At 35.6% G+C, this 12491-nt stretch carries 9 protein-coding genes; all 9 read left to right on the top strand.

Going from position 1 to position 12491, the window contains the following annotated elements; all coding sequences use genetic code 11:
* Positions 1 to 68 precede the first annotated feature (68 nt).
* The 9 genes from DFQ06_RS12415 to queG all read left to right on the top strand — a co-directional run bounded on the left by DFQ06_RS12415 (position 69) and on the right by queG (position 12333).
* Positions 69 to 3326 (top strand): TAT-variant-translocated molybdopterin oxidoreductase, encoded by a 3258-nt coding sequence (locus tag DFQ06_RS12415; RefSeq protein WP_133967959.1) that lies wholly within the window; start codon positions 69 to 71, stop codon positions 3324 to 3326.
* 28 nt (positions 3327 to 3354) lie between these two features.
* On the top strand, positions 3355 to 4812 hold the full coding sequence (gene nrfD, locus DFQ06_RS12420) for an NrfD/PsrC family molybdoenzyme membrane anchor subunit (protein WP_042504711.1): 1458 nt from the start codon (positions 3355 to 3357) through the stop codon (positions 4810 to 4812).
* Positions 4813 to 4815: 3 nt separating this feature from the next.
* Positions 4816 to 5346: a DUF3341 domain-containing protein gene (locus tag DFQ06_RS12425; protein WP_042504712.1), complete on the top strand. Its 531-nt coding sequence runs from the start codon at positions 4816 to 4818 to the stop codon at positions 5344 to 5346.
* A gap of 8 nt (positions 5347 to 5354) precedes the next feature.
* On the top strand, positions 5355 to 5906 hold the full coding sequence (locus tag DFQ06_RS12430) for a c-type cytochrome (RefSeq protein ID WP_133967961.1): 552 nt from the start codon (positions 5355 to 5357) through the stop codon (positions 5904 to 5906).
* 22 nt (positions 5907 to 5928) lie between these two features.
* Entirely contained in the window at positions 5929 to 7314 is a 1386-nt protein-coding gene (locus DFQ06_RS12435) for a quinol:cytochrome C oxidoreductase (RefSeq protein WP_042504715.1), read from the top strand.
* A 30-nt stretch (positions 7315 to 7344) separates the two neighbouring features.
* Positions 7345 to 8412 carry a cytochrome c oxidase subunit II gene (locus DFQ06_RS12440; RefSeq protein ID WP_133967963.1) on the top strand — a complete coding sequence of 356 codons (1068 nt, stop codon included), beginning with the start codon at positions 7345 to 7347 and terminating at the stop codon, positions 8410 to 8412.
* A gap of 27 nt (positions 8413 to 8439) precedes the next feature.
* Positions 8440 to 10233 (top strand): cytochrome c oxidase subunit I, encoded by a 1794-nt coding sequence (locus tag DFQ06_RS12445; RefSeq protein WP_042497561.1) that lies wholly within the window; start codon positions 8440 to 8442, stop codon positions 10231 to 10233.
* A 148-nt stretch (positions 10234 to 10381) separates the two neighbouring features.
* The gene (gene ruvB, locus DFQ06_RS12450) at positions 10382 to 11404 is read left to right on the top strand and encodes a Holliday junction branch migration DNA helicase RuvB (RefSeq protein ID WP_133967965.1); all 1023 of its coding nucleotides are present in this window, start codon (positions 10382 to 10384) and stop codon (positions 11402 to 11404) included.
* Between the two features lie 8 nt (positions 11405 to 11412).
* Entirely contained in the window at positions 11413 to 12333 is a 921-nt protein-coding gene (queG, locus tag DFQ06_RS12455; RefSeq protein WP_042504718.1) for a tRNA epoxyqueuosine(34) reductase QueG, read from the top strand.
* Positions 12334 to 12491 lie beyond the last annotated feature (158 nt).

A 12491-nucleotide genomic window follows, 5' to 3' on the forward strand; every position in this document is an offset into this window, starting at 1 on the left:
ATAGTTTTTCTTTTCTGTGAAAGCAGAGAGCTTTTAAAAATTAATAAGAAGTAATTCAATTATATAATATGTCATCAAACAAGAAATACTGGAAAAGTGTTGAAGAGCTAAACGAAAATAGCTCTATTGTTGAGACGCTTAAACAAAACGAGTTTGTAGCTGAGATTCCTACCGATGAATTTTTAGGAGATAAAGATACATTAGAAGAAAGCTCTACAACGCGTCGCGATTTCTTAAAGTATGTTGGGTTTAGTACCGCTGCAGCATCTTTAGCTGCTTGTGAGGGTCCTGTTAAAAAAGCGATTCCTTATGTAGTACAACCAACAGAAATTATTCCTGGTGTTGCTAACTATTACGCAACTACTATAGCGAATGGTTTTGATTTTGCTAGTGTTTTAGTGAAAACCCGTGAAGGTCGTCCAATTAAAATTCAGAACAATGTGATGGCAGCTACCAATGGTAGTGCTAACGCTAGAGTTAATGCTTCTGTATTAGGATTGTATGATAGTTTAAGAGTTCAAGGTCCAAAAAAGGCTGGAGATTCTATTACTTGGGATACTTTTGATAGTGAAACAACTAAGAAATTAACGGATTTAGCAGCAGCAAACAAGAGTATTGTGTTATTAACACAAACTTTTGCAAGTCCTTCTACTGATAAGTTAATTACTGAATTTAAAAATAAATATGGTAATGTAAGCCATGTGGTTTACGATGCTATATCAGAGTCTGCTGCTCTTGATGCTTACCAAGCTAAATATGGTGAGCGCGGCTTAGCAAACTATGATTTCTCTAAAGCGATGACAATCGTTTCTATAGGAGCTGATTTCTTAGGAGATTGGCAAGGTGGTGGTTTCGATTCAGGATATGCGAAAAACAAAGTGCCTAACCATGGTAAAATGTCTCGTCATATTCAGTTTGAATCGAATATGTCTCTTACTGGTGCAAATGCAGATAAGCGTGTGCCATTAACACCATCAGAACAGAAAATAGCTTTAGCTAAATTATATAGCTATGTTGTAAATGGTTCTGTTTCTGGAACATTATCGCCTAAAGTTGATGAAGCTGTTAAAAATGCAGCATCTCAAATTAAAAAAGCAGGAAGTAATGCAGTTGTAGTTACTGGTATTCAAGATGTGAATGCTCAAACTATTGTTTTAGAAATAAATGAAGCATTACAAAGTAAAGCGTTCGATCCTAGTACTCCAATAAAGACTAGACAAGGTAGCGATAAAGCAGTGACTAAATTAGTTGCTGATATGAAAGCTGGAAAAGTTGGTGCTGTTATCATGAGCGGTGTTAATCCGGTTTATAGCTTAGCAAACGCTTCAGACTTTTCAGAAGGATTAAAGAATGTTGAATTGTCAATCGCTTTTTCTTTAAAAGAAGATGAGACTTCAACTCAAACTGAATATATAGCAGCAGAACCACATTATTTAGAATCTTGGGGTGATGTTGAAATCAAAAAAGGTCATTATTCTCTAATGCAACCTACTATCCGCCCATTATTTGATACGCGTCAGTTTCAAGATGCATTATTAAAATGGACAGGTAATGAAGATACTTTTCACGATTATATTAAGAACAACTGGAATTCTAGCGTATTAGGTGGGAATTCATTCAATCAAGCATTACACGATGGTGTTTATGTTTATGGCTCTTCAATTGGTGGATTAAATACTGGTTCAACGAAAACAGTAACAACATCAACTACAGAATTAAAAGATAAGAAAGACCGAACTTTAGTGGGGGGACTTCTTCACGATGTTGCTGTAGGTGTTGGTATTAAGAAAGAAGATGAAGATGAGTTTACTACGAGCACATCGACTTCAACTATAAGTGCTAGTAATGCAGTTAACGGAGCTTCTGTTATTGGAGGTGTTGCTGCTGCTAAAGCTTTAGTGGCTTCTGCTGCTTCAAACGGATTAGAATTATCATTATATACCAAAGTAGGTATGGGAGATGGGCAACAAGCCAATAACCCATGGTTACAAGAGTTTCCAGATCCAATTACTAGAACATCTTGGGATAACTATTTAACGGTTTCTAAAGCTGATGCAGAAGCATTAGGTTTAATGAACAAACACGTTGCAAACGGTGCGTTAAATGGTAGTTATGCAAATGTTACTGTAAATGGTGTTAGTTTAACTATACCTGTTTTAATACAACCAGGACAAGCTAAAGGTTCTGTTGGATTATCTTTTGGTTACGGTAAAACAAAAGGATTAAAAGAAGAGATGCAAACAGGTGTAAATGCCTTTGCTTTCTACCATAACTTTAATACAGTACAGAACGTAACTGTTGAGGCGGCAGCTGGTGAGCATGAATTTGCTTCAGTACAATTGCATAATACCTTAATGGGGCGTGGGGATATCATTAAAGAAACATCTTTAGAAATATTCAATACTAAAGATAAGCAAGAGTGGAACCCTATGGCTATGGTTTCTTTAAATCATAAAGAAACTCCAGTTACAGATCCTAGTGTTGACTTATGGGATGAGTTTGATCGTTCTATTGGACATCACTTTAACTTATCTATAGACTTAAATTCTTGTACAGGTTGTGGGGCATGTGTTATAGCTTGTCACGCTGAAAATAATGTACCAGTAGTTGGTAAGTCTGAAGTTCGTAGAAGTCGCGATATGCACTGGTTACGTATTGATAGATACTATTCTTCGGAAGAGTCTTTCGATGGTGATAACGAAAAGAAAGAAAATATTTCTGGTTTAGGAAGCTCATTAAGCGAGTTTGGTGAAATGGAGCATGCTTCAGAGAATCCTCAAGTAGCTTTCCAACCAATCATGTGTCAACATTGTAACCACGCACCTTGTGAAACAGTATGTCCTGTGGCAGCAACATCGCACGGTCGTCAAGGTCAAAACCACATGGCTTATAACCGTTGTGTAGGTACAAGATATTGTGCTAACAACTGTCCTTATAAAGTACGTCGTTTTAACTGGTTCTTATATAATGGAAACGATGAGTTCGATTATCATATGAATGATGATTTAGGACGTATGGTATTAAATCCAGATGTTGTAGTACGTTCTCGTGGTGTTATGGAAAAATGTTCTATGTGTATTCAAATGACACAAAAAACTATTCTTGATGCTAAACGTGATGGACGTGTTATTAAAGATGGTGAGTTCCAAACAGCATGTTCTGCGGCTTGTAGCAGTGGTGCAATGGTATTTGGAGATATCAACGATAAAGAAAGTCAAGTTGCAAAACTTAAAGAAGATAACCGTATGTATCACCTGTTAGAACACGTGGGAACAAAACCTAACGTACAGTATCAAACAAAAGTGAGAAATACAACAGAAGCATAAATCTAATTAAAGAATCAATTATATAATTATGGCGTCTCATTACGAAGCACCTATTAGAAGACCTTTAGTTACAGGCGAAAAATCATACCACGACGTTACTGTGGATGTGGCCAAACCTGTAGAAGGAAAAGCGAATAAGCAATGGTGGATAGTTTTTTCTATAGCATTAGCAGCTTTCCTTTGGGGTATAGGATGTATTATTTATACCATTTCAACAGGTATTGGAACTTGGGGTTTGAACAAAACTGTAGGTTGGGCTTGGGATATTACTAACTTCGTTTGGTGGGTTGGTATTGGTCACGCAGGAACACTTATTTCTGCGGTACTATTATTATTCCGTCAAAAATGGAGAATGGCTATTAACCGTTCTGCGGAAGCCATGACAATTTTCTCTGTTGTTCAAGCTGGTTTATTCCCTGTAATTCACATGGGTCGTCCATGGTTAGGATATTGGGTGTTACCTATACCGAATCAATTTGGTTCATTATGGGTTAACTTTAACTCTCCGTTACTTTGGGATGTATTTGCAATCTCAACGTATTTATCAGTATCATTAGTATTCTGGTGGACAGGTTTACTTCCTGATTTCGCTATGCTAAGAGATCGCGCTGTAAAGCCTTTTCAAAAGAAAATTTATGCATTATTAAGTTTCGGTTGGTCTGGTAGAGCTAAAGATTGGCAGCGTTTTGAAGAAGTATCTTTGGTACTTGCAGGTTTAGCAACACCATTAGTACTTTCTGTACATACTATTGTATCTTTTGATTTTGCGACATCGGTAATACCAGGATGGCATACTACCATTTTTCCTCCATACTTTGTTGCTGGTGCGGTATTCTCTGGATTTGCTATGGTAAATACACTTCTTATTATTATGAGAAAGGTATGTAACCTTGAAGATTATATTACAGTACAACACATCGAATTAATGAATATTGTAATTATGATTACGGGTTCTATCGTTGGTGTAGCATATATTACTGAGTTATTTATTGCATGGTACTCTGGTGTAGAGTACGAACAATACGCGTTCTTAAACAGAGCAACTGGACCTTACTGGTGGGCATATTGGGCAATGATGTCTTGTAACGTATTCTCTCCACAGTTTATGTGGTTTAAAAAACTTAGAACAAGTATTATGTTCTCTTTCTTTATATCTATTGTTGTAAACATAGGAATGTGGTTCGAACGTTTTGTAATTATCGTAACATCGTTACATAGAGATTACTTACCTTCATCATGGACAATGTTCTCTCCTACATTTGTTGATATTGGAATATTTGTTGGAACTATTGGATTCTTCTTTGTATTATTCTTATTATATTCAAGAACATTCCCGGTAATTGCACAAGCAGAGGTTAAAACTATTTTGAAATCTTCTGGTGAACGTTACAAGAATATCAGAGAAAGAGGTGATAGTTTAGCAGGTACAGGAGCAGACGCAAGAACGACTGTAGATAAAGTAACTAACAAAAAAAACGAAGCGTAGATAATGGAAGCATCTAAAGTAATTCACGCTATTTATACGGATGATGACGTTTTAATGTCGGCTGTTAAAAAGGTTAAGGCAGAACGATTTCATATCGAAGAAATATATACACCATTTCCAGTTCACGGACTAGACAAAGCGATGGGTTTAGCACCTACTCGTATTGCTATTACGGCGTTCATTTATGGTTTAATAGGTTTAACTGTAGCAACTGTTATGATGAATTTCATAATGATTGAAGACTGGCCTCAAAACATAGGTGGTAAACCTAGTTTTAGCTACATTGAAAACATGCCTGCTTTCGTTCCAATTATGTTCGAACTTACGGTATTTTTCTCAGCTCACTTAATGGTACTTACCTTTTACCTAAGAAGTAGAATGTGGCCATTTAAAAATGCTGAAAATCCAGATCCAAGAACAACTGATGATCATTTCTTAATGGAAATTGCTGTTGATGGAAACGAAAAAGAGCTAGAAGAGTTATTAGCAGGAACAGGAGCCGTAGAAATTAATTTAGTTGATAAAGCACATTAATTTATAGTATGAAAAGCTTAATTAAAATATTAGTAATTGCAGTTGTTTTAGTAGCTGTTTCTTGTAAAAAAGATACAGCACCTAACTACCAGTTTATGCCTAACATGTATGAGTCTGCTGGTTATGAAACTTACGGTGAAGCAGCTTTCAAAGATGGAGTAGAGGCTCAAATACCTGCTAAAGGTTCTGTAGCAAGAGGTCATGTACCTTTTGATATTGAAAACTCTACTGCAGGATATGAATTAGCAAAGGCCACTTTAATGAGTCCGCTTAGCGCTGATGATATTGATACTGAAAGAGGAAAAGAGTTATACAATATTTACTGTGGAATCTGTCACGGGACTAAAGGTAACGGACAAGGAAACTTAGTAAAGCGTGAAAAGATCTTGGGTATTCCAAGTTACGATGACGCTGGTAGAGCTATTACCGCTGGAAGTATTTATCATACTATTTACTATGGTAAGAATGCTATGGGATCGTATGCTAACCAAATAAACGAAGAAGAACGCTGGCAAGTTGTTAGTTATGTTTTAACGTTGAAGGCAGATTTAGAAAAGTAAGATTGATAAGATTATTATAGATATGTACACATTTTCAAATAAATTAAAGACATTCTCTTTCATTCTAATGCTTTTAGGAGCAATAGGCGTTGGTTATGGTTTTTTTACATCTCATTTATCTTTTGAAGAGGTTGAAACCTTACTTGCAGAAGAAGCGCATCACGGTGGTGGTCATGGTGAAGATGTAGCTCATGCAGCACCGGCTCATGATGCACATGCAAAAGAAAACGCTCACGGCGATACAGCTCATGCTAAATCTGGAGAACATCACGTAGATGCTCATAAGGAGCATGTGGAACATGTACAACATCAAATAGCGAATAGACCATGGTCTGCTTTATATGTTGCGGCATTTTTCTTTATGATGATAGCTTTAGGTGTTTTAGCATTTTATGCTATTCAGATTGCTGCACAAGCAGGATGGTCACCAGTATTATTTAGAGTCATGGAAGGCATTACCGCTTACTTATTACCAGGTGCATTAATTGTTCTTGCAATTGCTGTAGCTTCTGGTACTATAGGTCATTATAATATCTTTATGTGGATGAATCCTGAGGTTACTAACCCAGAAAGTCATCACTATGATAAATTAATTGATGGTAAATCAGGCTGGTTAAATATTGGTTGGTTTGCTGTAAGAGGTTTAGTTTTTATTGCAGGATGGAGTTTATACCGTCACTTTGCACGTAAGTTTTCAATTGCACAAGATACAGCTGAAGATAACAGTAACTTTAAAAAGTCTTTCCGTATTTCTGCGGCATTCTTAGTATTCTTTATTTATTCAGAATCTATTATGTCTTGGGATTGGATTATGAGTGTAGATCCACACTGGTTCTCTACTTTATTTGGATGGTATGTTTTCGCAAGTATGTTTGTAAGTGGAATTACAGTAATTGCTTTAGTTACTATTTACTTAAAGTCTAAAAATTATTTAGAGTTTGTTAATGAAAACCATTTGCATGATGTAGCTAAGTTTATGTTTGCAATTAGTATTTTCTGGACATACTTATGGTTCTCACAGTTCATGCTTATATGGTACTCTAATATACCAGAAGAGGTAACTTATTTCGTAACACGTTTCCAAGATTATCAATTACCTTTCTTAGGAATGGTTGTTATGAACTTTGTATTTCCACTTCTACTATTAATGAATGCTGAGTACAAACGTATTCCATGGTTTGTTGTTATGGCTGGATTAGTTATTTTATTCGGACATTATGTAGATATTTTTAACATGATCATGCCAGCAACCGTTGGGGATAGATGGTTTATTGGAATTCCTGAAATAGCTTCTGTTTTACTTTTCGCAGGCTTATTCATATTTGTAGTGTTCACCGCTTTAACAAAAGCACCACTATTAGTAAAAGGTTACCCTTTTAGAAAAGAAAGTGAAGATTTTCATTATTAATTAAGAAATAAATAAAGACGAACGATACCAATGACTGCTTTATTAACAATTATAGTTTTAGTATTTATTTTAGTTGCCATATGGCAAATGGTTAAAATTTTCGATTTAGCTCAGGCTAAAGGAGAAAACAGTGCTGTTGCCACAGACAAAGACAACACAATGAATGCATATTTAATGATGGGCTTTTTAGCTTTCATTTATATCATTACCATTGTATGTTTTGTTAAATGGGGAGATTTGCCATTAATGTCAAATTCTGCTTCTGCTCATGGCCCAATCATTGATAACTTAATGGTTATCTCAATGGTGCTTATTTTCTTTGTACAGACTGTAACTCAGTTTTTATTACATTATTTCGCTTTTAAATATAAAGGTGAAAAAGGTAAGAAAGCATTATTCTTTGCTGATAATAACAAGTTAGAGTTCATTTGGACTATAATTCCTGTAATTGTATTAGCTGGTTTAATTATATACGGTTTAAGTACTTGGATTAACATTACTAGTGTTGACGAAAGTGACGATCCATTAGTAATTGAGCTATATGCACAACAATTTAATTGGAAAGCTAGATATTCTGGAGCTGATAATACTTTAGGAAAAGCTAACGTGCGCTTAATCGATATCGATAGAGCTAATATTTTAGGTTTGGATGAAGCTGATCCTAATGCTCAGGATGATATCATTACAACGGAATTGCATTTACCTGTTGGGAAGCCTGTTTTGTTTAAAATGCGTTCTCAAGATGTATTACACTCAGCTTATATGCCTCATTTTAGAGCGCAAATGAACTGTGTTCCTGGTATGATTACTCAATTTGGATTCACGCCTACAGTAACTACTGCAGATATGCGTCAAACACAACAAATACAAGAGAAGGTTACAAACATTAACGAGATAAGAGTTGAAAAGAGTAAGGCGTTAGTTGCTAAAGGTGAAGAGGCTTTAGAACGTTACGAATTTGACTACTTGTTACTTTGTAATAAAATTTGTGGAAAATCGCACTACAATATGCAAATGAAGATTATTGTAGAAACACAAGAAGAATATGATGCTTGGATTAAGGAGCAAAAAGAATTCAAAAATTCTCTAATTAACTAATTAAAAAGATAAAAACGATATAAGATTATGTCAGCACACGCAGATACTCACGCTCACGACGACGACCACGGACATCATCATAAAGAAACGTTTGTAACTAAATATATATTTAGTCAAGACCATAAAATGATCGCTAAGCAGTACCTTGTAACTGGTACTTTTATGGGGATTATTGGAATTTTGATGTCTTTAATGTTTCGTATGCAAATTGCATGGCCAGAAGAGCCTAATGTATTATTTGAAGCGTTATTAGGTAAATGGGCTCCAGGAGGTGTTATGGATGCAGATATTTATTTAGCATTAGTAACTATTCATGGTACCATTATGGTATTTTTTGTACTTACAGCCGGATTAAGTGGTACGTTTAGTAATTTGTTAATTCCATTGCAAATTGGTGCACGTGATATGGCATCTGGTTTCTTAAATATGGTTTCTTATTGGTTATTCTTTTTATCAAGTGTAATCATGGTAATTTCATTATTTGTTGAGGCAGGACCTGCAGCAGCTGGTTGGACAATTTATCCTCCATTAAGTGCTTTACCAATGGCTCAAGGTGGTTCAGGTATGGGAATGACACTTTGGTTAGTTGCCATGGCGATATTTATTGCTTCGTCATTATTAGGATCTCTTAACTATGTTGTAACGGTAATTAACTTACGTACAAAAGGTATGTCAATGACAAGATTGCCATTAACAATTTGGGCATTCTTTATTACTGCGGTAATTGGGATCATTTCTTTCCCTGTACTATTATCTGCAGCGTTATTATTGATTATGGATAGAAGTTTTGGAACATCATTCTTCTTATCAGATATATTTATTCAAGGTGAAGTATTACACTATCAAGGTGGTTCACCTGTATTATTCGAACACTTATTTTGGTTCTTGGGTCACCCAGAGGTATATATTGTAATATTACCTGCAATGGGATTAGTATCTGAAATTATGGCGTCTAACTCACGTAAACCTATTTTTGGTTACCGTGCCATGATTGCTTCAATTTTGGCTATTGCTTTCCTTTCAACAATTGTATGGGGTCACCATATGTTTATCTCAGGTATGAATCCTTTCTTAGGTTCTGTGTTTACTTTCACAACTTTATTAATTGCAATCCCATCTGCGGTAAAAGCATTCAACTGGATTACCACGTTATGGAAAGGTAACTTACAGATGAATCCTGCTATGTTATTCTCTATTGGTTTTGTATCAACATTCATTACTGGTGGTTTAACAGGAATTATTTTAGGTGATAGTGCTTTAGATATAAACGTTCACGATACATATTTTGTAGTAGCTCACTTCCACTTAGTAATGGGTATATCTGCTCTTTATGGTATGTTTGCTGGTATCTACCATTGGTACCCAAAAATGTACGGTCGTATGTTAAACAAGAACTTAGGTTATATTCACTTCTGGATAACAGCAGTTTGTGCTTATGGAGTATTTTTCCCAATGCACTTTATTGGTATGGCAGGTTTACCTCGTCGTTACTATACAAACTCTAACTTTCCGTTATTTGATGATTTAGCTAATGTTAACGTAATCATTACTATTTTCGCTTTAGTTGGTGGTGTTGTTCAGTTAATTTATTTGTACAACTTCTTTGCAAGTATGTACTATGGTAAGAAAGCAACACAGAACCCATGGAGATCGACTACCTTAGAGTGGACAACTCCCGTAGAGCATATTCACGGTAACTGGCCAGGTGAGATTCCTCACGTACACCGTTGGGCTTACGATTATAGTAAACCAGGTCACGATGTAGATTTTGTACCTCAAGATGTTCCTTTAATGGAAGGTGAAGAGGAATTACAGCACTAATAATTTGGGCCTTGTTAAAAGGCATCTCGTACAAGAGAAATTGATATAAATAAAGGCCTTTCCATTTTGGAGAGGCTTTTTATTTATATTTGCTATATAGTTTAATCACGTTTGAATGCTTTAAGTAGCTTAAAAATATATTTGTTTAATGAATGAAAATTTAGATCCTAGCGACGAGCATTTTTCACCTGAAGAATTAGATGTTGAAAAACAATTAAGACCCTTGTCATTTGATGATTTTACGGGGCAGGATCAGGTTTTGGAAAATCTTCAAATATTTGTTCAAGCAGCAAACCAACGTGGTGAAGCTTTAGATCATGCTTTATTTCATGGACCTCCAGGGCTTGGTAAAACAACCCTGGCAAATATTTTGGCTAATGAATTAAACGTTGGAATCAAAATAACTTCTGGTCCTGTATTGGATAAACCGGGAGATTTGGCAGGCTTACTTACCAATCTTGATGAACGTGACGTTTTATTTATAGATGAAATCCATAGGTTAAGCCCTATAGTTGAAGAGTATTTATACTCGGCTATGGAAGATTATAAAATTGATATCATGATTGAAACTGGGCCTAATGCGCGCTCCGTTCAAATAAATCTAAACCCATTTACTTTGGTTGGAGCTACAACGCGCTCAGGTCTTCTTACAGCACCAATGAGAGCACGTTTTGGAATACAAAGTAGGCTACAGTATTATAAAACAGACTTACTAACTAATATTGTACAACGAAGTGCTACTATTTTAGACGTTCCAATCTCCATGGAGGCTGCCATTGAAATAGCGGGTCGTAGCCGTGGTACACCTAGAATCGCTAACGCATTGTTACGTCGTGTTCGTGATTTTGCCCAGATAAAGGGAAATGGTAGTATAGATATCACTATAGCTAAATATGCTTTGGAAGCATTACATGTGGATGCACATGGTCTAGATGAAATGGATAATAAAATACTTACTACCATTATTGACAAGTTTAAAGGTGGGCCAGTTGGAATATCTACAATTGCAACGGCAGTAAGTGAAAGTTCTGAAACTATAGAAGAAGTTTATGAACCTTTTCTAATTCAGCAAGGTTTTATTATGCGTACGCCTCGTGGTAGAGAAGTTACAGAACAAGCTTATAAACATTTAGGTCGTGTAAAAGGCCCAACTCAAGGCGGACTTTTTTAAGAAATAACGTGAACAAAGAAGATTATACCCTTTTAATTAAAACCGAAGCCAAACGCCTCGGTTTTTTGTCTTGTGGTATAAGCAAAGCTCAATTTTTAGAAGAAGAAGCACCACGTTTAGAAAACTATTTGAACAAAAACATGAATGGGCAAATGCGCTACATGGAAAATCACTTTGATAAGCGCTTAAATCCAACTTTATTGGTGGAAGATTCTAAGAGTGTGGTGTCGCTATTATTAAATTATTTTCCTTCGGAAGTTCAACAAGATACTAGCGCACCTAAATTAAGTAAGTATGCTTACGGACATGATTATCATCATATTATAAAGGATAAATTGAAACACCTGTTACATTTTATTCAAGATGAAATTGGCGAGGTTAGTGGTAGAGCATTTGTAGACTCTGCACCTGTTTTAGATAAAGCTTGGGCCGCTAAGTCTGGTTTAGGTTGGGTAGGGAAGCATAGTAATTTAATAACACAGAAAGTGGGCTCATTCTATTTTATAGCCGAACTTATTATTGATTTAGAGTTGGAGTACGATTCTGCTACTACTGACCATTGTGGTAGTTGCACGGCTTGCATTGATGCTTGCCCTACCGAAGCTATTGTGGAACCATACGTTGTAGATGGTAGTAAATGCATTTCTTATTTAACCATTGAGTTAAAAGAAAACCTTCCTCCTTCCTTTAAAGGCAAAATGGACGATTGGATGTTTGGTTGCGATGTTTGTCAAGATGTTTGCCCATGGAATCGATTTTCTAAAGCACATAGTGAGCCGTTATTTAATCCGCATCCCGAATTACTTTCAATGACTAAAAAAGATTGGGAAGAAATTACTGAAGATACTTTCAAAAAAGTGTTTCAAAAATCTGCAGTTAAACGGACTAAATTTGCTGGTTTAAAAAGAAATATCAATTTTTTAAAGTAACTTTTAGGGAGAGGTAACTCACATTATATATGCTTTTTAGGTTTCGTAAATAGAAGGCTTTTAATGTGTTGGGTTTATTTGTGTAGTTAAATTTAACAATTTATTGTGGGATTATTTCGTTGATATGAAGTAATTTGCTATAATCTTAAATTTAATTA

The sequence above is a fragment of the Algibacter lectus genome, assembly GCF_004368925.1.
Classification (GTDB): domain Bacteria; phylum Bacteroidota; class Bacteroidia; order Flavobacteriales; family Flavobacteriaceae; genus Algibacter; species Algibacter lectus.

Coding starts and splice junctions, on each gene's coding strand:
- DFQ06_RS12415 (WP_133967959.1), top strand. CDS start 69: ATGTCATCAAACAAGAAATACTGGAAAAGTGTTGAAGAGCTAAACGAA.
- nrfD (WP_042504711.1), top strand. CDS start 3,355: ATGGCGTCTCATTACGAAGCACCTATTAGAAGACCTTTAGTTACAGGC.
- DFQ06_RS12425 (WP_042504712.1), top strand. CDS start 4,816: ATGGAAGCATCTAAAGTAATTCACGCTATTTATACGGATGATGACGTT.
- DFQ06_RS12430 (WP_133967961.1), top strand. CDS start 5,355: ATGAAAAGCTTAATTAAAATATTAGTAATTGCAGTTGTTTTAGTAGCT.
- DFQ06_RS12435 (WP_042504715.1), top strand. CDS start 5,929: ATGTACACATTTTCAAATAAATTAAAGACATTCTCTTTCATTCTAATG.
- DFQ06_RS12440 (WP_133967963.1), top strand. CDS start 7,345: ATGACTGCTTTATTAACAATTATAGTTTTAGTATTTATTTTAGTTGCC.
- DFQ06_RS12445 (WP_042497561.1), top strand. CDS start 8,440: ATGTCAGCACACGCAGATACTCACGCTCACGACGACGACCACGGACAT.
- ruvB (WP_133967965.1), top strand. CDS start 10,382: ATGAATGAAAATTTAGATCCTAGCGACGAGCATTTTTCACCTGAAGAA.